A 25,969-nucleotide genomic window follows, 5' to 3' on the forward strand; every position below is an offset into this window, starting at 1 on the left:
GGAAGGTGTCCGGTTGCGGTTGAAAGTGCCTGGAACTGCTCAGCCGAAAGGCTGCGTCGTTGCCATTTTTCGGGGTGGCATTTCCCCAGCTTGCCCTGAGGCGTGCCCATTGCGGGCACGTCTTTTTTTTCAGGGACGCGCCGGTCGGGTGACCGGCTCGTGGGCCTGCGAGAGATCAGCGACTTCAGACCCCTGCGGCAGGCCAATCCTTCAGTCGAATCGACTCGTGCGATCAGCGGGTCGCGGTGACGTCCGCCACCAGCAGCGCCGTCATGTTGACGATCCGGCGCACCGTCGCCGACGGCGTCAGCACGTGCACCGGCTGAGCCGCGCCGAGCAGCATCGGGCCGATCGCGATGTTGTTGCCGGCCGCGGTCTTCAGCAGGTTGTACGAGATGTTGGCCGCGTCGATGTTCGGCAGCACCAGCAGGTTCGCGTCGCCTTCCAGCGTCGAATCCGGCAGCACTTCACGGCGCAGGTTCGCGTCGAGCGCGACGTCGCCATGCATTTCGCCGTCGATCTCCAGTTCCGGCGCGCGTTCACGCAAGATAGCGAGCGTATCGCGCATCTTCTGCGCGGTCGGCGCGTTGCTCGAACCGAAGTTCGAATGCGACACCAGCGCGACCTTCGGCTCGATACCGAAGCGGCGCACTTCTTCCGCCGCCATGATCGTGATCTCGGCCAGTTGCTCCGGCGTCGGGTCGACGTTCACGTGCGTATCGACGAGGAAAATCTGCCGGTTCGGCAGCACCAGCGCGTTCATCGCCGCGTACACGTTGCAGCCCGCGCGCTTGCCGATCACCTGGTCGATGAAGTGCAGATGGCGGTGCGTCGTGCTGACCGTGCCGCAGATCATCCCGTCCGCCTCGCCCTTCTTCACCATCATCGAGCCGATCAGCGTGGTGCGGCGGCGCATTTCGAGCTTGGCCATCTGCTCGGTGATGCCCTTGCGCGACATCATCTTCGAGTAGTCCTGCCAGAACTCGCGGTAACGCGGGTCATGGTCGGTATTGACGACCGTGTAGTCCTGGCCGTTGACGAGGCGCAGGCCGTACTTCGCGATACGCTGCTCAATCACCGCCGGACGGCCGATCAGGATCGGCTTGGCGAGCTTTTCGTCGACGATGATCTGCATTGCACGCAGAACGCGCTCTTCTTCGCCTTCCGCGAACACGATGCGCTTCTTCTCCGGCTCGACGCCGCGCGCCAGCTGGAAGATCGGCTTCATCGTCGTGCCGCTGTGGTAGACGAACTGCTGCAGATGCTGGCAGTACGCGTCCATGTCTTCGATCGGACGCTCGGCGACGCCGCAATCCATCGCGGCCTTCGCCACCGCCGGCGCGACCTTGACGATCAGACGCGGATCGAACGGCTTCGGAATCAGGTACTCGGGACCGAACGACAGATCCTGGATGCCGTACGCGGTCGCGACGATGTCGCTCTGCTCCTGGCGCGCCAGTTCGGCGATCGCATTGACCGCGGCGATTTCCATTTCGCGGGTGACCGTCGTCGCGCCGGCGTCGAGCGCGCCGCGGAACAGGAACGGGAACACCAGCACGTTGTTGACCTGGTTCGGATAGTCGGTACGGCCCGTGCACAGCACCGCGTCCGGACGCACTTCGAGCGCCAGTTCCGGCAGGATTTCCGGGGTCGGATTGGCGAGCGCGAGGATCAGCGGCTTGTCGGCCATCTTCTTGACCATGTCCTGCTTCAGCACGCCGCCGGCCGACAGACCGAGGAAGATGTCCGCGCCTTCGATCACTTCGGCGAGCGAGCGCGCATCGGTTTCCCGCGCGAAACGCTCCTTGTCCGGATCCATCAGCTCGGTGCGGCCCTTGTAGACCACGCCCGCGAGGTCGGTCACGGTGATGTTTTCCAGCGGCAGGCCGATGTCCACCAGCAGATCCAGACACGCGAGCGCCGCGGCGCCGGCGCCGGACGACACCAGCTTGACCTTCTTGATGTCCTTGCCGACCACCTTCAGACCGTTGGTGACCGCCGCCGCGACGACGATCGCGGTGCCGTGCTGGTCGTCGTGGAAGACCGGAATCTTCATCCGCTTACGGCATTCGCGCTCGACGATGAAGCAGTCCGGCGCCTTGATGTCTTCGAGGTTGATGCCGCCGAAGGTCGGTTCGAGCGCGGCGATCACGTCGACCAGCTTGTGCGGGTCGGTTTCGTTGATCTCGATGTCGAACACGTCGATGCCGGCGAACTTCTTGAACAGCACGGCCTTGCCTTCCATCACCGGCTTCGACGCGAGCGGGCCGATGTTGCCCAGACCCAGCACCGCGGTGCCGTTCGTGACGACGCCGACGAGGTTGCTGCGCGCGGTGAAGCGCGCGGCATTCAGCGGGTTTTCGACGATTTCCTCGCACGCGAACGCGACGCCCGGCGAATACGCCAGCGCGAGATCGCGCTGGTTGATCATCTGCTTGGTCGGGGCGATCGCGATTTTGCCGGGAGTGGGGAACTCGTGGTAATCGAGGGCGGCTTCGCGGAGTTTGGTGTTCACGGGATTCGACATAAGGCGGGCTTCGGTGCAGATTAGAATAGATGTTCGACGGCATTGTAGCCCCAATTGCCCGCTCAATTCCTTCAATACGGGTACAACTGCCGCGACTGAAACAGCGTGAACGGGCAATGCCGGATGGACTGCCGGGCACGCGCTTTGGTTCTCGTCGGTTCTCTGTGCTTCTCCACCGTAATCCGCTCTTTTTCCGCCAACATGCTTTCCGAGTTCTCGCTGATCGACCGCTTTTTCGCCCGCCGCGCCGCCGCGGCACGACCGTCCACCGCTGACGGGGGCACCCTCGGCATCGGCGACGATTGCGCGCTGCTCGCGCCACGTAGCGGCGAGATGCTGGCGATTTCGACGGACATGCTGGTGGAAGGCCGCCATTTCTTCGCCGACGTCGATCCCGAGGCGCTCGGTCATAAAGCGCTGGCGGTCAATCTGTCGGACCTCGCGGCGATGGGCGCCGAGCCGCAGGCGTTCACGCTGGCGTTTTCTCTGCCGAAAGCCGAAGAAGCATGGCTCGCCGCGTTCAGCGAAGGGCTGTTCGCGCTGGCTGAACGCCACGGCTGCGAGCTGATCGGCGGCGATACGACCGGCGGTCCGCTCAATCTGTGCATCACCGTGTTCGGCAGCGTGCCGCCGCAAACCGCGCTACGCCGCGACGCGGCACGCCCGGGCGACGACATCTGGATCTCCGGCACACTCGGCGACGCGCGCGCCGGCCTCGGCGTGCAGCGCGGCGAGTGGCACGCGGAAGCAGACGACGCCGCCCTGTTCCGAACCGCGCTCGAACGCCCAGAGCCGCGCATCGCGCTCGGTCTCGCGCTGCGCGGCGTCGCCCATGCGGCGCTCGATCTGTCGGACGGGCTGGCCGGCGATCTGATGCATATCCTCGAACGCTCGGCGCTGCGCGCGAGCGTCGATATCGACGCGGTGCCCCGCTCGGCCGCGCTGCGCCGTCTCGCGCCCGAGATCCAGCGGCGCTGCACGCTGGCCGGCGGCGACGACTACGAACTGTGCTTCACCGCCCCCGCCGGCGCGCGCGCCGCGGTCGAAGCGGCGGGCCACAAGGCCTCGGTCCCGGTGACCCGCATCGGTACAATAAGCGCTCTCGATGCGGCCCACGACCGGCCGGCCATCGCATGGCACGACGCGGCCGGCGCGCCGCTCTCTCTCACGTTGCAAGGTTTCGACCACTTCCATGCAGAATGACCCCTCGCTCGGCCCCGCCGACGATCTGATCGGCGCCCCGACGCCCGGCCCGAGCGCGCCGAAACCGCAGCCGCCGCGCCGCGCGAGCGCGCGTTTCATGCTGTCGCATCCAATGCACATCCTGTCGCTCGGCTTCGGCAGCGGGCTCTCGCCGATCATGCCGGGCACCGTCGGCACGCTGTTCGCGTGGGCCTCGTTCATCGTGCTGAACCGCTATCTGACCGTGCTCGGCTGGGGTGCGCTGATCATCGTCGGCTTTATCGGCGGGATCGCGCTGTGTGGGTTTACCGCGCGGCGGCTCGGCGTCGGCGATCCGTCGGCGGTCGTGTGGGATGAGATCGTCGCGTTCTGGCTGGTGCTGCTGATGGTGACCCCCGCCACGCTCACCGGACAGTTCTGGGCTTTCGTCGTGTTCCGCTTCTTCGATATGGTGAAGCCGCCGCCGATCGGCTATTTTGACCGGCGCCTGAAAGGCGGCTTCGGCATCATGTTCGACGACCTGATCGCTGCCTTTTTCACGCTGCTCGTAATCGCGTTGTGGCGGATGTCGGTTTGATTTTGCGGTGAGCGCCGGTTGCCGCCGGCGCTTTCGCCGCCCCCGATCATCGCTATTCGCCGTGCCTCGCCGCCGGCTTCGTTTCCCGGATTGACGCCATGCCTACCGATTCCGTCGTTCACCAGCTTGCGATCCGCGTGAGCAACCGTCTGCGCGACGAGCGCCTGATGCTCGCGACCGCCGAATCCTGCACCGGCGGCATGGTCGCGACCGCGATCACCGACATCTCCGGCAGCAGCGGCTGGTTCGAGCGCGGCTTCGTTACCTATTCGAATCAGGCGAAAAGCGAAATGATCGGCGTGCCGGCCGATCTGATCGACAAACACGGCGCGGTCAGCGAGCCGGTCGCGCGCGCGATGGCCGAAGGCGCGCTGCGCAACAGCCGCGCGCAGGTCGCGCTGTCGATTACCGGCGTCGCCGGCCCCGGCGGCGGCACCGCGACCAAGCCGGTCGGGATGGTGTCGTTCGGCTGGAGCAACCGGCTGCATACGTCGGTGGAAACGAAGATTTTCAAGGGCGACCGCGAGCAGATTCGCGTGCAGGCCGCCGCGCACGCGCTGCGCGGCGTGCTCGCGCTGCTCGATGAGCGTGAGCATTGAGCGGCGCCGCCCCGCGCGGAACAACGTCGCACCGGCGCACCGGCGCGGCAGCGGCGCCCGGCCGGCCGGCAACTTTGAACAGGTGGACCTATCTATGTCTGATTCGCGTGCGCTCGCGGACGAGCTGATCCGCCGCTTCGACCTGAAGCCGCATCCGGAAGGCGGATTTTTCGCGGAAACCTATCGATCGAGCGCCCGTGTGCGGCGCGACGGCGAGGCGGCCGACACGCGTTCAGCGTCGACCGCGATCTACTACCTGCTGTGCGACGGCGCGCATTCGGCGTGGCATCGGATTCGCTCCGACGAGGTCTGGCACTTCTATGCGGGCGCACCGCTGCTGGTGCATGTGCTCGACGAGACAAACGGCGCGCTGGTCACGCACCGGCTCGGCAATCCGCTCACCGATCCCGGCACCGTGTATCAGGCGGTAGTGCCGGCGGGCTTGTGGTTCGCGGCGGAATGCGCGGACCCCGCCACGTTCGCGCTGGTCGGCTGCACGGTCGCACCGGGGTTTGAATTCAGCGAGTTCGAACTCGCTGAGGTGGACGCGCTGAAGGCGCGGTATCCGCGCCATGCGGAATTGATTGGGCGGCTAGCGCCCAACGAGTAGCGAGCGCTCGCGGACCCTGACGCGCGGCATCCGCGACAGGTTGAGTTGGTCGGGAGGCTAGCGCCCAGCGCCAGGCAGCCCTCCACAATGTCAACGCGTGGAACGCGCGGCATCCGCCGTACCTGAAGCTGAAGCTAAAGCTGATTGGCGGCTCGCCGCAGCGCCGCGCCAATGTTCAACACCAGCGCCGCCTCCACTCCCCGCCCTACCTCACCGCTTACCGGAACGCATTGATCCGGTCGCGCGTATCCTTCGCGGCTTGAGCGGCTGCCTGCGCGAAGTCATCGCCCTTGCCCGCGTAAATGATCGCGCGCGACGAATTGATCAGCATCCCGTTGCCGTTCGCGGTGCGGCCCGCGTTCACGGTCGCCTGCACGTCGCCGCCTTGCGCGCCGATGCCCGGAATCAGCAGCGGCATGTCGCCGACGATCCCACGCACCACTTCGATTTCCTTCGGGAACGTCGCGCCGACCACGAGGCTGAGCTGACCGCTCGCGTTCCATTTGTCGGCCGCCAGTTGCGCGACGACCTGGTACAGCGGCCGCCCGCCCGTCTCCAGAAACTGCAGATCGGAGCCGCCCGGGTTCGAGGTGCGGCACAGCACGATCACGCCCTTGCCCGCATGCTCCAGATACGGCTCGATCGAGTCGAAACCCATGTACGGATTGACCGTCACCGCGTCGGCCTGGTAGCGCTCGAACGCTTCGCGCGCGTACTGCTCGGCGGTGCTGCCGATGTCGCCGCGCTTCGCGTCGAGGATCACCGGCAGGCCCGGATGGTTCGCGTGAATGTGGGCGATCAGCTGCTCGAGCTGGTCTTCCGCGCGATGCGCGGCGAAGTACGCGATCTGCGGCTTGAACGACGACGCGTACGGCGCGGTCGCATCGACGATCGTGCGGCAGAACTCGAAGATCGCATCGGCGCGGCCGGCGAGCGCGCCGGGGAATTTGCTGGGCTCGGGATCGAGGCCGACGCACAGCAGCGAGTTGGTGCGCTGCCAGGCGTCGTTGAGTGTCTGGATGAAATTGGACATGGTGGGTCTCGCGGCGAGCCGGTAATCGGAAGAAGGCGCGTATTTTACCTGCGTCCGGCGCGGCGCTCGCCGCCCTCTCGCCTGCCGCGCCTGCCGCCGCTACTGCCTGCGCCGCGACCCGCGCGCGCCCGGCATCGAGCGCAAGCCGGTGCGCTCGACGGTAAACCGGAACGTGCGCGTGAGCCGCTCGCCGCGCTTGAGCAGCGTCATCCCGTGTTCGCTCGCGCCGCCGGCGAGGTTCATCGCGTTGATCGGATGATCGACCGGTTCGAAGCAGAAGAAGTCCTCGCCGGGCGGCGTGTACAGCACGTAGTAGTCGGTATCCGCCGCGATGTTCAGCGACAGCCGCCGCTTCGGCCACACCACCGCCGCCTGCCCGCTCCAGCCGGTGAACGCGTGATTGACGATCGTCTCCGGCAACGGATACGCGACGCCGAACTGCCACGCGGGCGGCGCCGGCACGTGCCGCACCGGCAGCCAGTCGTCGCCCGACAGCCACAGCCCGCCGGCCGCCGCCGACAGCTCGGTATCCGCGTCGCGCACGAAGAACGGATGCACGCCGAGCCCGAACGGCAGCGTGTCACGCCCGGTGTTCTCGATTTCGAGCGCGATCACGAGCGTCGGGCCGTCGAGCGTATAAGTTTGCGTCGCGCGGAACGCATACGGTTTGCCGTCGCTGCGATCGAGCGTCAGCCGCACGTGCTCGCGGCCGGCCTCGAGCACCTGCCACTGCGCGAGCCAGCCGTCGCCGTGGATCGGCAGCGGCTCGTCCGCGCGGTTGCGCGGCACCTCGACACGGCGTCCGGCAACGCTGAAACGCCCGCCGCCGATCCGGTTCGAATACGGCAGCAGCGGATAGCAGGCGAGCTCATTGGGTTGCGTGGCGGCGCCGACCTGGCGGCAGCGCCGGAAGATCGGCGTCAGCGCGCCGTCGTTGCGCCAGTCGAAGCGGGTCACGCCGCCGCCGAGCGACGGCGCGACGTCGAGGCGCAACTGCGCGTTGGCGAGCGTGATGCACGCGACATCGGCGGCGCTGCCTTCGCCGCGCGCGACCGCCGCGGTACTGGGACCGGGCAGCACCGGGTTGGCCGCCGCGGCAAGTCGCGAGCGTCGGGTCTGGGCGTTCTGGGATGCGGCTGAAACGAGATTCGTCACAGTCATAGCGGGGCTCCATCGAGAGGCTTGGGACGTTGCCGTCAGAGGCTGACGGATGGTGTGGGCGATTATTTTTCTGACGGATCGCCTCTGTCCGAACTGCATGCTGCCGATTCGTTGCCGGCCGGTCGCGTGCCGCGAGTTGCCTGGAGGCGCGCTTGCCGGCGCGCCGTGACACGCACTGGCGAGCGCTTCGGCCCGCGTACCGGAACTGCCACATCGACTTCTGCTTCACCTGCACGATTGCGCGGTTCCGGCGCGCGGGCCGGAACCGCGTCATTCTGCGCTAGACAGGCGCGCCTTCAAACAGCGGCTCGGGCACGCCGCGCCGCGCGAGCGTCGCGACGAACACGCCGCCCGCGAGCGTATCGGCCGCGCGGTCGACCGCATCGAGTTCCGCGTACGCGCTCGTGATGTACAGCGTGTCGAGCTGCGGGCTGCCCGCGGCGAGGCCGCTCGGCGGACCGCCGAACGCGACGCAGCTCGGCTGCGAGGTCGGCACGTCGACCCGCTCGGTTTCGACGCCGTCGGCGCCGTAGCGCACCACCCGCGCGCCGCCCCACTGCGCGTTCCACAAGCCGCCGTCGGCGTCGACGGTCGAGCCGTCGGGGATGCCGGTCGCGTCGGTCAGGCGGGTGAACACGCGGTCGTTGGCGATGCCGCCGTCCGCGCGATAGTCGCACGCGCGAATTTCACGCGACGGCGAATCGCAGTAATACATCGTCGCGCCGTCCGGGCTGAACGCGATGCTGTTCGAAATCGCCGGCGCCGGCAACGGCAGCCGTTCGAGCGACAGATCGTGATTAAGCCGGTAAAAGCCGGCGACCGGCTGCCGCTGGCCGCTTTCGTCCTTGGTGCCGAATACGAAACGGCCCTGGCGATCGCAGCGCCCGTCGTTCACGCGCGTGTTCATCCCCGGCTCGACATCGACGATCCGCTGGGTCTTGCCGGTATCGAAATCGAAGAACGCGAAATGCGACGCGAGACCGACCAGCAGATAGCGCGGATTCGCGCACAGCGCGAAGGTCGCGAGCCGCTCGGGCATCGCGAACGAATCGCTGCGGCCGTCGGCCGGATCGTAGCGCCACAGCCGCGCGCCTTCGATATCGGTCCAGTAGAAGCGGCCGCTGCGCGCGCACCACGTCGCGCCCTCGCCGAGCTCGCATTGGGTGTCGAGCAGCAGCGTCGCCGCCTGCACGCGTGCGCCGGCAGTCACGCCCAGCCTCCGTCGACGACGATGTCCTGCGCGGTGATCATGCGGCTGTCGTCGGCGGCGAGGAACAGCGCCATCCGCGCGAGGTCGGCCGGCAGCAGCTCCGCGTCGATGCACTGGCCTTCCTTGATCTGGCGGCGGCCGTTGTCGTCGAGCCACAGGCGCAACTGCTTCTCCGTCATCACCCAGCCCGGCACCAGCGTATTGACGCGGATATCGAAGTGGCCGAGGTCGCGCGCGAGACCGCGCGTGAGCCCCTGCACCGCCGCTTTTGAAGTCACGTAGACCGGATAGCCGCCGTTCTTCAGCATCCAGCTGATCGAGCCGAGGTTGATGATCGAGCCGCTGCGCGCGGCCTTCATGTCTTCCATCACCGCCTGGGCCGCGAAGAACTGGTGGCGGATATTCACCGCGATGCCGGCGTCGAACGACTCGCGCGTGACTTCGCCGATCTGGTGGCGCTTGTCGTTCGCGGCGTTGTTGACCAGCACCTGGATCGGGCCGAGCGCGGCCTTCACGTCGGCGATCGCTTTTTGCAGCGCGTCGACGTCGGTCAGATCGACGCGCAGAAACAGCGGCTTGTGCTTCGAGTCGCCGAGCTGATCGGCGAGCGCTTCACCGGCGCTCGCGTCGATATCGAAGAACGCGACGCGCGAACCCTGCGCGGCGAAGTGCTCGACGAACGATGCGCCGATCCCGGTCGCGCCGCCCGTGATCAACACCGTACGGTCGACGAGACTCGGATAGCGCGCGTACGCGCTGTCCGCGAGGCGGGCATTTGCATTGGCCGGAGACGACATCGTGCGATTCCTTTAATGAGCTTGAGATAAGGAGAAGCGGTATAAGGTGCGCGTCGCGGGTTCAGTCGCGCGAGCCGCGGTTCTTCAACTGGTCGAGCAGCACGGCCGCGAGCAGGATCGCGCCGCGCACGAGGTACTGGTAGAACGCGTCGATGTTCAGCAGGTTCATCACGTTTTCGACGGTGCCCATGATCAGCACGCCGATCACGACGCCGGAGATCGTCGCGCGACCGCCGAGCAGCGACACGCCGCCGAGCACGCACGCCGAGATCACGTTCAGCTCGAAGCCTTCGGCGGCATTCGGCTGACCCGAGGTAATGCGCGACGCGAGAATCACGCCGGCCAGCGCGGTGACCGCGCCCTGGATCAGGAAGATCCACACTCGCGTGCGTTCCACATTGATACCGGCGAGCCGCGACGCTTCCGGATTGCCGCCGATCGCGAGCGTGTTACGTCCGTACACGGTCTGGTTCAGCATCACGCCGAACACGACGAAGCACAGCAGCGTGACCCAGATCGGCAGCGATACGCCGAACATCGTCAAGCCGCCGAGCGCGATGAAGGTATCCGACGACACCCCGACCGCCTGCCCGTGCGACACGATAAAGCCGAGGCCGCGGACAATTTCCATCGTCGCGAGCGTGGTGATCAGCGCGTTGATGCGCAGATACGCGATCACCGCGCCGTTGACGAAACCGATCACCGCACCGGCCGCGACCGCCGCAATGATCGCGATGAAGGTGTTGTTGGTCGCGTTGAGCACCATCGCGCACAACACGCCGGCGAACGCGACGGTCGAGCCGACCGACAGGTCGAAGTCGCGCGACGCGAGACAGAACATCATCGTGCACGCGACCATGCCGATCTGCGAGATCGACAGCGCGAGGCCGAGCATGTTCTCGATCGAGAAGAAATGGTCGACGGTCAGCGACATCGTCACGAACATCACGACGAAGATCACGATCAGGCTGTACTCGGTGATCTGCTGCCACCATTTGGCCTTGTCGCTGGTCTGCGGAATCAGCGCGTCGGCCGCGCTCTTGGCGGCCTGCTGCGCGAGGTTTTCTCTGGCTTGCATGTTCAATACTCCTCCCCGTTCCCCACGGGTTGCGGACTCGCGTCCGGATCAGGTTCAGGCCGCGCGCGAACCGCTCTGGTTGGCGGCGTTCGTGCTTGCGTTGGCGTTCGCATCGGCGTTCTCGGGTAGTGCGGTCGAGCTTTGCGGCAGCGCGAGGCTCAGCACCGCCTGCTCGTTCGCGTCCTTGCGCGCGAGCTCGCCGGAAATGCGGCCCTGGCGCATCACGACGATGCGGTCGGACACACCGAGCACTTCCGGCAATTCCGACGAGATCATCACGATCGCGCAACCGCGCTCGGCGAGCTGATAGATCACGTTGTAGATCTCGTGCTTCGCGCCGACGTCGATCCCGCGAGTCGGTTCGTCGAGAATCACGACCTTCAGATCGGGCTCGGCGAGCCAGCGCGACAGAATCGCCTTCTGCTGATTGCCGCCCGACAGGAAGCGGATCTTCTGCCGGCGATGCGGCGTCTTGATCTTCAGCAGCTTGATGAAACGGTCGGCGGTCTGCGCCTCTTTCTTGCGATCGAGGAACATCCCCGCGCGCAGATAGTGACGGCGGCAACTGATGTTGATGTTCTCCGCGACGCTCGCCATCGCGACGATGCCCTCTTCCTTGCGGTCTTCCGGGCACAGCACGATCCCGTGTTTAATCGCTTCGCCGGCGCTGCGCACCTTGATCGGCTTGCCGTCGAGCAGCAGTTCGCCGCCCTTCTTGTGCTCGGCGCCGTACACCAGATGCATCAGCTCGCTGCGGCCCGCGCCGACCAGCCCGAAGAAGCCGACAATCTCGCCGCGGCGCACTTCGAAGCTCGCCGGCTGCGCGAGCGGATGGCCTTCGATCGCCTTCGCCGCGAAGCGCACTTCGCCCAGCGGGCGCGCCGTATAACTGTAGATATCCGAAATTTCCCGCCCGACCATCTCGCTGACGATGGTGTCGCGCGACACTCCCGCGAGCGTCGGATGCGAGGCGACCTTGCGGCCGTCGCGGAAGATCGTGCACGCGTCGCACAGCTCGTAGATCTCGTCCATCCGGTGCGAGATGTAGATCATCGCGCGGTTGTCGGCGCGCAGATCGCGCACCAGCTTGAACAGCACCTCGGTCTCGCGATGCGACAGCGAGCTGGTCGGTTCGTCGAGCGCGATCACGCGCGCGTTGCGCAGCAGCGCCTTGCAGATTTCGACCATCTGACGCTGCGCGATCGACAGCTTGCGCAGCTTCGCGTTCGGGTCGAGCGCGACGCCCATCGCTTCGAGCCGCTCGCGCACGAAGCGTTTGGCCTCGCGTTTGTTGACCCAGCCGAGCGAGTTCGGCAGCTGGCCGAGCAGCAGATTTTCCGCGACCGTGAGGTCGGGCACGTATTGCAGTTCCTGGTGAATCACCGCGATTCCGGCGCCGATCGACGCGGCCGCGCTTGCAAAGCGCACCTCGTTGCCGTCGATCATCATGCGGCCCGAATCCGGCTGATACTCGCCGCCGAGTATTTTCAGCAGCGTCGATTTCCCCGCGCCGTTCTCGCCCATCAGGCCGTGAACCTGGCCGGCGTTGACGTCGAAGGACACACCGTCGAGCGCGCGCACGCCTGGAAAGACTTTGCCGATATTGTCAAAACGTAGCGTCGCTGACACTTCGCCTCCTCTCACGACCGGGGTCGGCGCTTGAGCGCGTTGCCCGGTCTCATGCAATTTCTTGCTGCCTCGTGTGGGCCGCGCGTATCGCGCGCGGTCCCTGTCTGTACCGCAGTTCTTCTGCAGGTCTTCTATTTGCCGTCGCCGGCGCGTGGCGAACGCGACGCGCCGGCGGCGTACTTCAGCTCACAGCGAACTCACGCGCTTACTTCGACGCGAGGCCCATCTTCTCGCGCACTTCGCCGACGTTGTCGCGGGTGGCCAGCATGCCGGTCGTCAGCGTGAGCTTCGGCGGTTCCTTGCCTTGCGTGATCCACGCGTACATCAGTTCCGAGGTTTCCTCGCCGTGGCGCTTCGGGCTGATGATCACGGTGCCGTAGAAACCGGTCGGTTGCGGCTTCTTGAACTCGTTCAATGCGGAGTCCGAACCGCCGATGCCGATGCCGATCATGTTGTCGGCCTTGAAGCCGCGGCCTTCCGCTGCGCGCACCGCGCCGAGCACGCCTTCGTCGTTCAGCGCGTAAGCGACCCAGTGCTTGTACTGCGGGTTCTTCGTCAGCGCGATGTTGGCCGCGTTGAACGCGTTTTCGGTGTCGGTCTTCGCTTGCGGCGCGGCGATGATGTTCGCCTTCGGGAAGCCCGCGGCGACCAGCGCGTCGGTCGCGCCGCTGGTGCGGTCGTGCGCGGTCGGCAGCTGTTCGTAGGTCACGTCGATCGCGCCGACGTCCTTCATGTCCCAGCCGCGCTTCTTGATTTCGGCCGCGATGCCGTCGCCGACCTGCTTGCCGATGTTGTACGCCGAGATGCCCATATGCGGGACCGATTCGATCGGCTTGCCGGCGCCGTCGACGAGGCGGTCGTCGACCGTCATCATCTTCAGGTTGTCGGCCTTCGCCTTCGCGACGATGCCCGGTCCGAGCTTGACGTCCGGCGTGCAGATCACGAAGCCCTGGGCCTTCTGCGCAGCGAGGTTGTCGATCGCGCTCATCACCTTCTCACCCGACGGCGCGCCGATCTTCACGAGCGTGAAGCCCTTCTCCTTGGCGGCCATTTCGGCGAACTTCCATTCATCCTGGAACCACGGTTCTTCCGGCTGCTTGACGAGGAAGCCGATCTTGACCGAATCGGCTGCCTGCACAACCGGCGCGTTGAACAGCACGCCCGTCGCCGCGGCTGCCAGCGTGAGGAAAATTCTGCGTTTCATGATGCAAGTCTCCTGACTAATTGATAACGAGAAGGTATCGGCCGCGTCTTCTTATACCGGTCTGACACACGCGGCCAGCGCGTCGTCCGGTTTTCTGTGCGCGCCGCCGGCGTGGGCGCGCGCGTGTCTGTTCTGTATTTCTTTTCAGTTCTTTCAGTCGTGGTACAGCGCCGAGCGCCCGCCATCGACGGTGATGCAGCTCGCGTTGATGAACGGCGCCTCGTCCGATGCGAGGAACACCGCGGTCATCGCGACTTCCTCCGGGCGGCCGATGCGGCCCATCGGTTGCAGGTCGAGCGTCGCCTGTTGCGCGGCGGCCGGGTCGGCCTGTTCGTTCCACCAGTCGTGCGTCAGTTGCGTCTCGATGTAGCCGGGCGCGATCGCGTTCACCCGCACGTTGCGCGGCGCGTATTCGATGCCGAGCGCGCGCGTGAGGCCAATCACACCGTGCTTCGCGACCGGGTACGGAAAGCAGCCCGGGATGATCTTGAACGCGTGCGTCGACGCGATGTTCACGATGCTGCCCGCGCCGCGTTCGACCATCCCCGGCAGCACCGCGCGGCAGCCGTTCCACACGCCGTCGAGATCGACCGCGAAGCAGCGCCGCCAGTCGGCGTCGGTCATCGTCAGCGGATCGCAGAACACGTTGATGCCGGCGTTGTTGACCAGCACGTCGAGCGCGCCGAATGCGCGTTCGCCTTCGCTCACTGCATGCTGCACCGACGCGGACTGCGTGACGTCGGTCTCTACCGCGAGCACGCGCGCGCCGCCTTGCGCCGCGAGTTGCTCTTCGATCAGCGCGGCCGTGCGACGGGCCGCGTCGATATCCAGTTCCGCCAGCACCACCGCCGCGCCCTCGCGCGCGAACGCGAGCGCGATCGCCGCGCCGATGCCGCGGCCGGCGCCGGTGACGAGCGCGGCCTTGCCGGCGAGCCGGCTCATTTCTTCACGCCCGCGCGGGCGATCCGCAGCCCGTTGATAAACGCCTTCGCGTGCGACGCGGTCACCGCCGCGCTCTGGCCCGGCTTGTACAGCGCCGAGCCGAGCCCGAAGCCGTTCGCGCCGGCACTGAGGAACGGCCCCATGTTGTCCGGGTTGATCCCGCCGACCGGCACCAGCGGCACCTGCGCGGCGATCACCGCGCGCCATGCCTTGACGACCTGGCAGCCGAGCTGCTCGGCGGGGAACATCTTCAGCACGTCCGCGCCGTTCTTCAGCGCGATGAATGCCTCGGTCGGCGTCGCGACGCCGGGCGCGCACGCGAGACCCTGCTGCTTCGCCGCGAGCACCACGTCCGGATCGCTATGCGGCATCACCACCAGCTCGCCGCCGGCCGACTTCACATCGGCGACGAAGCTCGGATGCAGCACCGTGCCCGCGCCGACGATCGCGTCGGCCGGCAGCACCTTGCGGATCGCGGCGATGCTGTCGAACGGCTGCGGCGAATTGAGCGGCACCTCGACGATGCGAAAGCCCGCTTCATAGAGCGCCTGGCCGTGATCGGCGGCGTCGGCGGGCGTCACGCCGCGCATGATCGCGATCAGCGGACACGCTTCGAACGCGGCGATCAGCCCCGCGTGCGGCATGTACGCTCCGGGCAGATTGATGTGAGGTTGCATGTCGGTTCCTTGTTTCGTGTGCGGCCGTGCCGCTGATTAGCCCGCGTGCGCCGCGCCGGCGGCCGGCGTGACCAGCCCCGCCTCGACGGCGACGCGCCACAGGCCGCGCTCAGTCGCTTGACGCACCGGCTCCGCGCGCAGACAGCCGAATTGCGCGAGCGCGAGACGGTAGCGCTCGCACAGCGCGTCGTTGCCGATCAGCCGCAGACTCTGCTGCGCGAGCGAGCTGTGCTGCTGCGTCAGTACCGCTTCGAGGCCGGCCAGTTCGTGGCCGATCAAGAGTCCCGACAGATAGTCGGGCTGCGCTTCGGCCGCCAGCTGGCCGGTCAGGCCGAGCGTGCGGGTGCTGAACATGGTCGCGAGCACGCCCGCCTGGCCCTTCTCGCGCGCGATGTTCACGCCGCGCAGGAATGCTTCGGTATCCGGACGATCGGGGGTGACCATCGTGCGGCCGAGGATCGTGTGTTCGCGCAGCGCGGCGAATACTTCGCCGGTCATGAAGGTGTGAAAGCGTTCGATGCGCCCGCCCTGGACGACGGCCCATTTCGCGTGGGTGCCGGGCAGGCCGATCAGCGAGCGGGAAGTGTCGGCGGAGCCGTCCGCGCTCAGCGCGCCGAAAATCTGTGTCTCCTCGCCGCGCATCACGTTCGGCAGCTCGCCGCGTTGCAGCACACCCGGCACGATATGCAGCGTCGCGCCGCACGCGGTCTGCACCCGCACGAGACCCGCCACCAGCGCATCGGCATTCGCGGGCGTGTCGACGTACGGCGCTTCGCGCCAGCCCTGCGCGCTGCCGACCATGCCGGCCGCGATCACCGGCACGCCGCGCGCCTGCTCGAGCCATGCGCCGCAGACGTCGTCGAACGCGGCATCGAAGCCGCCTTCGGCCGCGCGCTTCGGCAGATTCATGATGCCGGCCGGCGACGCGCGCAGCGCCAGCACCTGGCCGTGCGCGTCGAACAGATACGCGCGCAGCGACGAGGTGCCCCAGTCGAGCGCGATCAGCGCGGCGCGAGAAAAGTCGATGCTAGCGACTTCGACCGGCGCGTTCGCGTCAGCCTGGCGCCCCGCTTCGGTCGCGACGGCCGCCTGATGATTCGCCAGCGTGGCGGTAACGGCCGTCATCGTTTGATCCTGCGGGTAGCCGGTTGCGGCGCGCGCCAACCGAGTTCCTCCGAGATCGCGCGCGCCTCGCGCTGCACGACCGCAATCAGTTCGTCCATCCGTTCGAGCGGCATGTACGGAATCGTGCTCGCCACCGACAGCGCCGCGACGATCGCACCCGACGCGTCGCGCACCGGCGCCGCGACGCAGCGGATCGCTGCTTCGTTCTCCTCCAGATCGAACGTGTAGCCGCCGGCCGCGTAGTTCGCCATGCGCTGCATGAAGGTCGGCGCATCGGGACGGTTGTCGGGCGTGAAGCTGACGCCGGCGAGCGCGCGGCGCGACGCGTCGAACATCGACTGCCATGCGTCCGGGCTCAGGTCGAGCATCATCGCCTTGCCGATCCCGGTCGACGCCAACGGCATCCGGTGACCGACCCGCGAGCGCATTTCGAGGCCGCGTGTGCCGGGGATCTTGTCGATGTACAGCACATCGTCGCCGTCGCGCACGCCGAGGTGGATCGTGTCGAGCGTCTGCTCGGCGAGCGACTCCAGATGCGGACGCGCGACCGCGGTCAGCGGCATCTGTTCGAGCGCGATCGTGCCGAGTTCGATCAGCTTCGGTCCGAGCAGATAGCCGCCCTGCACCTGGCGCAGATAGCGCGCCTGCACGAGGCTGCTGACCAGCCGATGCGTGGTGCTGCGGGTCGTGCCGAGCGCGGCGCCGAAGCTGCGCAGATCGCGCACGCCGGCTGCCGCCGCTTCGAGAATCGCGAGGCCGCGCAGCAGCGTCTGCGTGCCGGCCTGTTGCGGAGTGATGTCGCGCAACGTGACCGGCAGTCCGAGCGCATCGCCGTTCGCGGCGCGCGCGACCGGGCGCGAGGCCCGCGCGGTCGCGGTGGCGGTGGCCGCGGCACTGGTGGTGGCGGCGCCGGTCTGGCGCGGCGCGGCGCTGGTTGCGGGGGTCACTGCCTGCGGCAGGTCGGCGGATTCGGCCGCGCTGACCGCGTGATTCGACATCGCTTTGTTCATGGCGATTCGCTGGTGGATGGTTTTTTGCGCTCAGCGCGCGGGGCCGGAGAACTGCTCGAAGCGGCGGGCGGCGGGAATGCTCGAGATGCCGCGCTCGCGCGGCTGGCTATGGCTGCCAGTCATGGTGGGCCTCGTCTCCGGTTTTTTGTGTCGCTAGTCGCGTGGTCGGCGGGCTGAAAGCGCGTGACTCGCGGTGCGTGTTGGCTGGATTGTAGGGCGAGTTTTGCGAATCACCAATATGTGAATGTTGAGTCCATATAGTGAGATTTTAGTTGTCGATCAGGGGCTTAGCGGCGCTGCGCGGACGCAAAAAAGCCCGCGCGCGGCGGGCTTCATGCTGAGGAGAACGGTGGAGATGGCGAGGCTTTCGGCGGCCGGGCGCGAGTCGCGCGATGGCTAGTTGCACTCACTAGTTGCGCCAGCGGCGCGGCTCATTGCGTGAGCCGTGATGCAGCGGTTTCACTCCGGCAATTCGGCCGCGCCCATGCGCCGCGCGATCACCCGCGAGCGTTGCGCGAGATACGCCGAATTCCTGTGTTCATCGAAGTATTTCGGGCGCGGCAGCATCACCGCGAGGCGCGCGGCCTGAGCGGCCGAGAGCTTGCTCGCCGAAGTCTTGTAGTAGTACTGCGCGGCCGCCTCGGCGCCGTACACGCCGTTGCCCCACTCGACCGAATTCAGATAGATCTCGAAGATGCGCTGCTTGTCCATCAGCGTTTCGAGCATCCACGTGATGATCAGCTCCTGCCCTTTGCGGATATAGCTCTTCTCGCGCGACAGAAACAGATTGCGCGCGAGCTGCTGCGAGATCGTCGAGCCGCCGCGCACGATCCGGCCTTTCGCCTTGTTGCGCTCCCACGCCTGCAGGATCGCATCGGTTTCGTAGCCGTTGTTGTTGACGAAGTTCGCGTCTTCGGACGCGATGATCGCGCGCTTCAGGTTGCGCGAGATCTGCTCATACGGCACCCAGGTGCGCTGCACCGCGAGGTCCGGCCGGTCCTGCGACAGACGCCACGCGTCCGAGCGCATGAACGCGGTCGAGCGTGGATCGACGACGTTCCACAGCGCGATCTGCGCGAAGTAGTACGCCTGGGTGGCGAGCCATGCGAACGCCAGCACCGCGATCAGATAAGCGAGCCAGCGCAGCGGACCGGGCCGCCTGCCGTGGCCGCCGTGGCTGACCTGAGCGCGTGCGCCTTCGGCGCGCCGCATGGCTGTCATCGCGCGCTCAGGCGGGCGACGGCGCGCTCAGCAGCGCGCGCAATTCGGCGAGCACCGGCGCGCCGTCCGGGCGCACGCCGCGCCACACGTAAAACGATTCGGCGGCCTGTTCGACCAGCATGCCGAGACCGTCGGCCCCACGCGCGCCGAGCTTGGCCGCATGCGCCATGAACACCGTCGGCTGCGCGCCGTACATCATGTCGTACGCGAGCGTGCCGTTGCCGAACGCGCGGTCGTCGCACTCGGGCAACGACGCGTCGAGGCTGCCGGCGGTCGCGTTGACGATCACGTCGTACTGGCCCGCTTCGATTGCCTGCGCGCTGCCGCCGGTGAGCCGGCAGTGCGCGTCGCTTGCGGCCTGTGCGAATTGCGCGACCAGCGCTTCGGCTTTTTCAGCGGTGCGGTTGACGATGGTCAGCGTGTGCGGCGCGCGGTCCAGCATCGGCAGCACCACGCCGCGGGCGGCGCCGCCCGCGCCGAGCAGCAGGATGCGCGCGCCTTTCAGCGGCACGCCCAGATTCACTTCGATGTCGCGCACGAGGCCGAAGCCGTCGGTGTTGTCGCCATAGATGCCGTCCGCGTCGATCCGCAGCGTATTGACCGCGCCGGCCGCCGCCGCGCGCGGCGACAGCGTGGTCGCGAACGCGTGCGCGTCGAGCTTGAACGGCACGGTCACGTTCAGACCGCGCCCGCCCGCGTCGATGAACGCGCGCACGTGCGGCACGAATGCATCGACCGGCGCCAGCAGATGACCGTAGTCGATCGGCTCACCGGTCTGCGCGGCGAAGCGGCCGTGGATGAACGGCGACTTGCTATGGCCGACCGGGTTGCCGATGACCGCGTAACGGTCGCGTGCTGCGTTGCTGCTCATCGTCCCGGCTCCGTGATGTGCTGGTCGGTGTCGTTGGTGTCGCCGTTGGTGTCACCATCAGGTTTGCCGTCGGCCGCGTCGTCTGCCGCGTTCTCCGCGCCGCCGTCCGCTTCCGCTTCGGCCTCTGCCTCACTCTCGGCGCTCTCGTCGGCGCTGTCGAGCAGTTCTTCTTCGTCGCCGTCTTCCGCTTCCCCGGCTTCAGCGCCGCTCGTGACGGCCGGCGCGTCGAGCACGTGCAGCAGACGCACCGATGCTTCGATCGTCAGCTCGTCGAGCGACATCACTTCCATCAGCAGACGCGTGCCGCGCGCATGCACGCCGAGACCCGGCACGTGCAGCAGCAGCGGAATCTCTTCGAGGCGAACCAGATCGCCCTTCACGACCGACGCCACCACCTGCTTGCGCTCTTCCTGCTTGAGCCAGCGCAGACACCAGAAGTACTCCATCCGGCGCTGATAGTCGGCGTACGCGGTGTAGGTGTCGTCGAAGCCCTGCACGACCGCGAACAGGTCGGCGTCCTTCGGCTTGAACGGCGCGGCGAGCTTGGCGGTCACGCCGTGCTGCACGCACGCGATCAGCTGCCACTGGTTCACGAGGTCGACGTAGCGGCGCAGCGGCGAGGTGCTCCACGCGTACTGGGTGACGCCGAGGCCTTCGTGCGGCGCCGCGTTGGTCTGCATGCGGGTGCGCTTCGGGCCGCTCGGCGCGCCGAACGCGCGCTGCGTGCGATAGATGCCCGGCACGCCGTGATCGTGCAGGAACGCGCCCCACGACGAGTTCGCGAGAATCGCCAGTTCGGCGACGATCGTGTCGAGCGGCGAACCGCGCCGGCGCGGAGTGATCGTGATGTGCTCGCCTTCCACATAGAAGTTGAAGTCGCTGTTGCGCTGCACTTCGCGGCGCAGACCGTAGCCGGCGCGCGCGGCCTGGCGCTTTTCGAACAGCGCCTGCGCGAACGGCCACAGCACCGCGATGTCGTCCTTGTGCGCGTATTCGCCGGTGCCGGCGGCGAGCGCCTCTTCGGTGACGATCTCGTCGAGCGTGTTGTGACGCAGATTGCTCTTCACGAACACGCGCTCGGCGCGCGTCTCGCTCGCGACGATCTCCTGCGTCTCGCGATTGACGATCACATACAGCGACAGCGCCGGGCGATAGTCGCCCTCGCCGAGCGTGAAGGTTTCGACGACGCTGTCCGGCAGCATCGTGATCTTGTCGCCGGGCATGTAAACAGTGGACAGGCGCGCGCGCGCGATCGCGTCGACCTCGTCGCCGCGCTGGATGCCGAGCGCCGGCGCGGCGATGTGCACGCCGATGCGCACGCGACCGTCGGCCAGATGCTCGACCGAGAACGCGTCGTCGATTTCGGTGGTGGTGACGTCGTCGATCGAGAACGCCTCTACGTTCGCTTGCGGCAGATCATCCGGCACGAGTGCGGGAGCGACCGGCGGAAAACCGGTGCCGTGCGGGAAGAATTCCGACAGGAACTTCGCCTCGTGCAGCGCGCGCGGCGACGCGATCGCGCCGTTTTCGAGCATCAACCGCGCCTGCGAAATCCCGCGCGCGGCGGCGGCGCCTTCGAGCGCCTTGTATTCGATCGTGTTCTTGTCCGGCTTCGTCAGCAGCCCAAGCGCCTTCGCGCCGACGAACGCTTCCGGCAGACGGCCTTCCTTCAGCTCTTCCTCGTACTGCGCCTGCACCAGCGCCTGCTGACGTTTGCGCTCGAGCCCCGCAAGCGCCATCTTCAGCTGCTCCTGCGGCGCGCGCTGGTACATGCCGCGGCCCTTGCGGCGGAAGTAGACCGGCGCGCCATGCATGCGCAGCACCAGCGCCGCACGCTCGGTCGCGCCGAAGCTCGCGCCGAAATACTCGGCGCCGAGCGTCGCGAACGGGAATTCGTCGTCAGGCGCGCATTCCCACAGGAAGTCCAGATCGATCTCCTGCGCGAGCGCGTCGGCCTGCTGCATCAATTCCGCGGCGGTGGGCTTCTCGAATTCGATCAGCACATCTTTCGCACGCACCTTCGCGCGCCGGCCGCCCGGCAACTCGACCTGAAACGCGTCACCCTGGCGCGACAGCACGCTGCCGGCCTTGAAACTGCCCGATTCCTCGAAGAAAACGTTCACTCAATAACTCTCGTTCTGACTTGCATCTGCCGGCGCGCCCGATCCAGTTTAGCGATCGATCACTGCGTGCGCGGCACGGCAACCTGTTCGTGATGAAGAAGCCGCCGCGCGCAGCACGCACGCCAGCGGGTTGAATTTTGTGTCCGGCGACTGGGGGCCGCATCACGCCGCGGCCGCCCGGGTATATATAGCTTTTGTCGCGCGCGACCGGTGCGTGTTCCGCCGCCGGTGGCCGGCCTGCTCAGACGGTCGCTTGCGGCGCCGGCGGCACCGCGTGCGCGGCGTCGCAGAACGCCACGACCTGATCGAGGTACTGCGCGAACTCGCTGATCGCGTGGTCGCTGCCTTCGATCAGCGTGGTGCGTGCGCCCGGATAATGCGCGAGCATTTCGCGGTAGTCGAGCACTTCGTCGCCGGTGGCGGCCACCAGATAATAGCGTTCGGGGCGCGTAATCGACGCGACGCCGAGCGCGCGCAATTCATCCAGATGATGCGGCTCGACCACGATGCTGCCGCCGCCATGCCACAACGGCTGCTCGCCCAGATACGCGCTGAGGTCGCGCTGCGGCACGACCGCCGGGTTCAGCAGCACGGCCGGCCAGCCGTGCTTCTCGGCCAGATGAGTCGCGAAATAGCCGCCCAGCGAGCTGCCGATCACCGTCACACGCTGCGCGCCGCCTTTGCCGCGAGCCTCGGCGACCAGCTTCTCGGCAAGCGCGACCGTCTCGAACGGCGACACCGGCAGCATCGGACAGCACCATTCGTCGGCGCGGCCGAGTTCGGCCAGATGCGCGGCGAGCACGCGCGCCTTGAACGAATTCGGCGACGAGCGGAAACCGTGCAGATAGAGAATCACGACGCGCCTCGCGCGGACAGCGCGTCGAGCAGCTTCTGATGCACGCCGCCGAAGCCGCCGTTGCTCATCACCAGAACCTGGTCGCCGGGGCGGGCCGCGTGGACCACCGCCTTGACCAGCGCGTCGAGATTGTCGAATGCCTGCGCGCGGCCGCCGAGCGGCGCGAGCGCGTCGCCGAGATTCCAGCCGAGCGCGTCGCGCCCGCTCGGCGCGCCGTAGCCGAACACCAGGTCGGCATCTTCGAGGCTCGCCGGCAGTTGCGCCTTCATCACGCCGAGCTTCATCGTGTTCGAGCGCGGCTCCAGCACCGCGAGAATCCGCGTGTTGTCGCGGCCGACGCGCGCGCGCAGCCCGGCCAGCGTGGTTTCGATCGCGGTCGGATGATGGGCGAAGTCGTCGTATACAGTCACGCCGTCGACGCTACCGCGCACTTCCATCCGCCGCTTCACGTTGCGAAAGCTCGACAGCGACTTCGCGGCCTGCGCGGGCGGCACGCCGACGTGGCGCGCGGCGGCGATCGCGGCCAGCGCGTTCATCCGGTTGTGCTCGCCCTGCACCTGCCAGTCGACCACGCCGACGCGCTCGCCGTTGTGATAGACCGCGAAGCGTTCGTCGACCGGCACGCCCGGCTCGGCCGGCTGCATCTCCCAGCCGCCCTGCACGCCGAAGCGCTCGACCTCGCTCCAGCAGCCGCGCGTCAGCACGCGCTCCAGCGCGTCCTCGCGGCCGTTGGTGACGACGCGCCCAAGCCCCGGCACCGTGCGGATCAGGTGATGGAACTGCGTTTCGATCGCGGCGAGATCGGGGAAGATGTCCGCGTGATCGAATTCGAGGTTGTTCAGCACCGCGGTTTTCGGGCGGTAATGGACGAACTTGGAACGCTTGTCGAAGAACGCGGTGTCGTACTCGTCGGCTTCGATCACGAAGAAGCTCGAATCGGTGAGGCGCGCGGACACGCCGAAATTCAACGGCACGCCGCCGATCAGGAAACCCGGATTGAGGCCCGCGTCTTCGAGCAGCCAGGTCAGCATCGAGCTGGTGGTGGTCTTGCCGTGCGTGCCGGCCACCGCCAGCACCCATTTGCCGTTCAGCACGTGCTCGCCGAGCCATTGCGGACCGGACACGTACGGCAGGCCGCGGTCGAGAATCGCTTCCATCAGCGGGTTGCCGCGCGTGACCACGTTGCCGATCACGAACAGGTCCGCGTTCAGGCCGTTCAGCTGGTCCGCGTCGTAACCCTCGATCAGTCCGATGCCTTGCGCCTCGAGCTGGGTGCTCATCGGCGGATAGACGCCGGCGTCGCAGCCGGTCACCGTGTGGCCCGCGCCGCGCGCGAGCACCGCGAGGCCGCCCATGAAGGTGCCGCAGATGCCGAGGATGTGGATGTGCATAAGCCTGTCGTGCCGCGCGGGCGTGTTTTGCGAGGGATGGGAGCGCCGCAGGACGGCCGGAACGGCCGTCTGCAAAGGACGCCTATTGTAACCGACGCGGCGCGGGCCGCCGCTTGGGGCCGCGCCCGGAGAGGCTTGCGCCGGGGCGCGCTGCCGCGTCGCCAGGGCCGATCTAGTATCATTGACGGATGGCTCGCAAATCACATTTCGACCCGCAGCGCGTGCGCGAGGAAATCGCCATTGCGGCTGCGCGCCTGATTGCCGAAGACGGTCTGGACTACGCCACCGCGAAGCGCAAAGCGGCCCGGCAGGTCGTCGGCGAGACCCGGGTGGCCGGCGAATGGCTGCCCGACAACGACCAGATCGAAGAAGAAATCCGTGAATATCAGTCGCTCTTTCAGGGCGACAGCCAGCCGGCGCTGTTGCGCCGGTTGCGCGTCGTCGCGGTCGACTGGATGGAGCGGCTTGCGCCGTTCAATCCGTATCTGACCGGCGCGGTGCTCGGCGGCACGGCCGGCGAATATTCGGACGTGCATCTGCAGGTGTTCTGCGACAACCCAAAGGAAGTCGCGATTTATCTGCTGAATGCGAACATCCAGTACGACGTATCGGAAACACGCCACTTCGCGGGCCGCGGCTACGTGGAGACGCTGAGCTTCCTGTGGCGTCCGCCCGGCGAGCGCGCGGCCGACCCGGTCGGCATCCACCTCGCTCTGTACGAGACCGACGACCTGCGCGGCGCGGTGCGCGCCGACGCGCGCGGCCGTACCGCGCGGGCCAATCTGCAGGCGGTGCAGGCGCTGCTCGACGGCGACGAACTCACCTCCTTCATCAATTGAACAGACTGAACAGGGCACGATGAATACGAGACGGATTCTGGCGGGCGCGGTCGTCGCGGTGATCGCCGCGGGCGGCGGCGTGGCGGCCAATCACTGGTTCAATCGCGACGCCGAAGTCGCGTACGCGGCGCAGCCCGACAACCATCAGGGCGCGGTGCAACAGTTATGGAACGCGCCGGTGACCGGCGTCGACGGCAAGCCGCAGTCGCTCACTCACCTGAAGGGCCATCCGATCGTCGTCAACTTCTGGGCCTCGTGGTGCGGCCCGTGCGTCGAGGAAATGCCGGAGCTGTCGCAGATCCAGCGCGAGTACGCGAGCAAGGGCATCCAGTTCGTCGGCCTCGGCGTCGACTCCGAAAAGAACATCCAGACGTTCCTGCAGAAGGTCAAGGTCGCGTACCCGATCTACGTGACCGGTTTCGGCGGCGCCGATCTCGCGCGCGCGTTCGGAAATAACGCGGGCGGGTTACCGTTTACCGTCGTGATCGACGCAAAAGGCAACATTCGCTCGACAAAATTGGGCCAGATCGACGCAAAGGCGCTGCGCCAGACGCTCGACACTCTGTAAGTTTCCGCAATTTCTCCCGTCGTTTATTTTGCTGTCCGATTCCGTGCAGAACGAGTAAAAATGCACGGGAATTTCCCGACTTTGAGTGAAGTTGGCTTTGCAGCCGGCGCGCGGCGAGCGCCGGCGCGTCCCGCCTATTTACGGGAAACTAGACAAGTTTCTCTAATCAGCGCTAAAGTGCGCCCAATTCCACGGAAATAGAAGCGACCATGACGCGACTGCTGGTACTGCACGGACCCAACCTCAATCTTCTCGGCACCCGGGAACCTGAGGTCTACGGTCGCGTGACCTTGCCGCAGATCGATCAGGCGCTGGCAGACCGGGCCGCGGACGCAGGCGTCGAACTGGCGTCGTTCCAGAGCAATCACGAAGGCGCGCTGGTCGACCGCATTCAGGCCGCCCGGACTGAAAAGACCGATTTCATACTGATCAATCCCGCCGCGTACACGCATACCAGCGTCGCGGTCCGGGACGCACTGGCGGGGGTGGGCATTCCGTTCGTCGAGATTCATCTGTCGAACGTGCATCGTCGTGAACCGTTCAGGCATCACTCGTATTTCTCCGACCAGGCAGAGGGCGTGATTTGCGGCCTCGGCTGGAAGGGGTATCTGTACGCGCTCGAATTCGCGCTCGACCGGCTCAAGGCCGGTTCGTCGCGCGACTGAATCCAAACACGTCCAATTTGAGCCGGCAACTGCACACTTGCATGCGCCGGCACACTACGCATTGAAAGGGGCAC

General features: G+C 66.9%; 24 protein-coding genes. 7 read left to right on the top strand and 17 right to left on the bottom strand.

Annotated features, from left to right (window positions below; translation table 11 throughout):
- Positions 1-232: 232 nt before the first annotated feature.
- Positions 233-2,527 (bottom strand): NADP-dependent malic enzyme, encoded by a 2,295-nt coding sequence (locus BTH42_RS20755; RefSeq protein ID WP_075302844.1) that lies wholly within the window; start codon positions 2,525-2,527, stop codon positions 233-235.
- A 201-nt stretch (positions 2,528-2,728) separates the two neighbouring features.
- Here BTH42_RS20755 and thiL point away from each other — a divergent pair, with 201 nt between their 5' ends.
- The 4 genes from thiL to BTH42_RS20775 all read left to right on the top strand — a co-directional run bounded on the left by thiL (position 2,729) and on the right by BTH42_RS20775 (position 5,495).
- On the top strand, positions 2,729-3,730 hold the full coding sequence (thiL, locus tag BTH42_RS20760) for a thiamine-phosphate kinase (protein WP_075302846.1): 1,002 nt from the start codon (positions 2,729-2,731) through the stop codon (positions 3,728-3,730).
- Positions 3,720-4,286, top strand: coding sequence for a phosphatidylglycerophosphatase A (locus BTH42_RS20765; protein WP_075302848.1), 567 nt, complete (start codon positions 3,720-3,722; stop codon positions 4,284-4,286). Before thiL ends, BTH42_RS20765 begins: the two co-directional genes overlap by 11 nt.
- A gap of 98 nt (positions 4,287-4,384) precedes the next feature.
- The gene (locus tag BTH42_RS20770) at positions 4,385-4,885 is read left to right on the top strand and encodes a CinA family protein (RefSeq protein ID WP_075302850.1); all 501 of its coding nucleotides are present in this window, start codon (positions 4,385-4,387) and stop codon (positions 4,883-4,885) included.
- A 94-nt stretch (positions 4,886-4,979) separates the two neighbouring features.
- On the top strand, positions 4,980-5,495 hold the full coding sequence (locus tag BTH42_RS20775) for a cupin domain-containing protein (protein WP_075303026.1): 516 nt from the start codon (positions 4,980-4,982) through the stop codon (positions 5,493-5,495).
- A gap of 217 nt (positions 5,496-5,712) precedes the next feature.
- On the opposite strand, the gene pyrF is transcribed toward BTH42_RS20775, so the two are convergent.
- From pyrF to mpl, 16 genes are all read right to left on the bottom strand, one after another.
- Complete coding sequence (gene pyrF / locus BTH42_RS20780; protein ID WP_075302852.1) at positions 5,713-6,528, bottom strand: orotidine-5'-phosphate decarboxylase; 816 nt, start codon at positions 6,526-6,528, stop codon at positions 5,713-5,715.
- Positions 6,529-6,627: 99 nt separating this feature from the next.
- Positions 6,628-7,689, bottom strand: coding sequence for an aldose 1-epimerase (locus BTH42_RS20785; protein WP_075302854.1), 1,062 nt, complete (start codon positions 7,687-7,689; stop codon positions 6,628-6,630).
- A 280-nt stretch (positions 7,690-7,969) separates the two neighbouring features.
- The gene (locus BTH42_RS20790; RefSeq protein WP_075302856.1) at positions 7,970-8,899 is read right to left on the bottom strand and encodes an SMP-30/gluconolactonase/LRE family protein; all 930 of its coding nucleotides are present in this window, start codon (positions 8,897-8,899) and stop codon (positions 7,970-7,972) included.
- On the bottom strand, positions 8,896-9,696 hold the full coding sequence (locus BTH42_RS20795) for an SDR family NAD(P)-dependent oxidoreductase (protein WP_075302858.1): 801 nt from the start codon (positions 9,694-9,696) through the stop codon (positions 8,896-8,898). Before BTH42_RS20795 ends, BTH42_RS20790 begins: the two co-directional genes overlap by 4 nt.
- Before the next feature lie 61 nt (positions 9,697-9,757).
- On the bottom strand, positions 9,758-10,774 hold the full coding sequence (araH, locus tag BTH42_RS20800) for an L-arabinose ABC transporter permease AraH (RefSeq protein WP_075302860.1): 1,017 nt from the start codon (positions 10,772-10,774) through the stop codon (positions 9,758-9,760).
- A 54-nt stretch (positions 10,775-10,828) separates the two neighbouring features.
- Positions 10,829-12,403, bottom strand: coding sequence for an L-arabinose ABC transporter ATP-binding protein AraG (gene araG / locus BTH42_RS20805; RefSeq protein WP_075302862.1), 1,575 nt, complete (start codon positions 12,401-12,403; stop codon positions 10,829-10,831).
- 205 nt (positions 12,404-12,608) lie between these two features.
- Positions 12,609-13,607, bottom strand: a complete 999-nt coding sequence (locus tag BTH42_RS20810) for an arabinose ABC transporter substrate-binding protein (RefSeq protein WP_075302864.1) — start codon at positions 13,605-13,607, stop codon at positions 12,609-12,611.
- A 153-nt stretch (positions 13,608-13,760) separates the two neighbouring features.
- Positions 13,761-14,549 carry an SDR family oxidoreductase gene (locus BTH42_RS20815; RefSeq protein ID WP_075302866.1) on the bottom strand — a complete coding sequence of 263 codons (789 nt, stop codon included), beginning with the start codon at positions 14,547-14,549 and terminating at the stop codon, positions 13,761-13,763.
- Positions 14,546-15,226 (bottom strand): 2-dehydro-3-deoxy-6-phosphogalactonate aldolase, encoded by a 681-nt coding sequence (locus BTH42_RS20820; RefSeq protein WP_075302868.1) that lies wholly within the window; start codon positions 15,224-15,226, stop codon positions 14,546-14,548. The genes BTH42_RS20815 and BTH42_RS20820 overlap by 4 nt, the downstream gene beginning before the upstream one ends.
- 36 nt (positions 15,227-15,262) lie before the next feature.
- A complete protein-coding gene (locus BTH42_RS20825; protein ID WP_075303028.1) occupies positions 15,263-16,351 on the bottom strand; it encodes a 2-dehydro-3-deoxygalactonokinase in 1,089 nt (362 codons plus the stop codon).
- Positions 16,348-17,361 carry an IclR family transcriptional regulator gene (locus tag BTH42_RS20830; protein WP_075302870.1) on the bottom strand — a complete coding sequence of 338 codons (1,014 nt, stop codon included), beginning with the start codon at positions 17,359-17,361 and terminating at the stop codon, positions 16,348-16,350. The genes BTH42_RS20825 and BTH42_RS20830 overlap by 4 nt, the downstream gene beginning before the upstream one ends.
- Before the next feature lie 459 nt (positions 17,362-17,820).
- Complete coding sequence (gene mtgA / locus BTH42_RS20835; RefSeq protein WP_075302872.1) at positions 17,821-18,582, bottom strand: monofunctional biosynthetic peptidoglycan transglycosylase; 762 nt, start codon at positions 18,580-18,582, stop codon at positions 17,821-17,823.
- A gap of 7 nt (positions 18,583-18,589) precedes the next feature.
- Complete coding sequence (aroE, locus tag BTH42_RS20840; RefSeq protein ID WP_075302874.1) at positions 18,590-19,453, bottom strand: shikimate dehydrogenase; 864 nt, start codon at positions 19,451-19,453, stop codon at positions 18,590-18,592.
- Positions 19,450-21,576: a ribonuclease catalytic domain-containing protein gene (locus BTH42_RS20845; protein WP_075302876.1), complete on the bottom strand. Its 2,127-nt coding sequence runs from the start codon at positions 21,574-21,576 to the stop codon at positions 19,450-19,452. Before BTH42_RS20845 ends, aroE begins: the two co-directional genes overlap by 4 nt.
- A gap of 241 nt (positions 21,577-21,817) precedes the next feature.
- A complete protein-coding gene (locus BTH42_RS20850; RefSeq protein WP_075302878.1) occupies positions 21,818-22,432 on the bottom strand; it encodes a YqiA/YcfP family alpha/beta fold hydrolase in 615 nt (204 codons plus the stop codon).
- A complete protein-coding gene (gene mpl, locus BTH42_RS20855) occupies positions 22,429-23,874 on the bottom strand; it encodes a UDP-N-acetylmuramate:L-alanyl-gamma-D-glutamyl-meso-diaminopimelate ligase (protein ID WP_372237276.1) in 1,446 nt (481 codons plus the stop codon). The genes BTH42_RS20850 and mpl overlap by 4 nt, the downstream gene beginning before the upstream one ends.
- 137 nt (positions 23,875-24,011) lie before the next feature.
- On the opposite strand from mpl, the gene BTH42_RS20860 reads away from it, so the two are divergent.
- From BTH42_RS20860 to aroQ, 3 genes are all read left to right on the top strand, one after another.
- Positions 24,012-24,662 (top strand): UDP-N-acetylmuramate--alanine ligase, encoded by a 651-nt coding sequence (locus tag BTH42_RS20860; protein WP_075302882.1) that lies wholly within the window; start codon positions 24,012-24,014, stop codon positions 24,660-24,662.
- A 19-nt stretch (positions 24,663-24,681) separates the two neighbouring features.
- Positions 24,682-25,230, top strand: a complete 549-nt coding sequence (locus BTH42_RS20865) for a TlpA disulfide reductase family protein (RefSeq protein WP_075302884.1) — start codon at positions 24,682-24,684, stop codon at positions 25,228-25,230.
- 209 nt (positions 25,231-25,439) lie between these two features.
- Positions 25,440-25,895 carry a type II 3-dehydroquinate dehydratase gene (gene aroQ / locus BTH42_RS20870; protein ID WP_075302886.1) on the top strand — a complete coding sequence of 152 codons (456 nt, stop codon included), beginning with the start codon at positions 25,440-25,442 and terminating at the stop codon, positions 25,893-25,895.
- Positions 25,896-25,969: the final 74 nt, after the last annotated feature.

The sequence above is a fragment of the Burkholderia sp. SRS-W-2-2016 genome, assembly GCF_001931485.1.
In the GTDB taxonomy this organism is placed as follows: Bacteria; Pseudomonadota; Gammaproteobacteria; order Burkholderiales; family Burkholderiaceae; genus Paraburkholderia.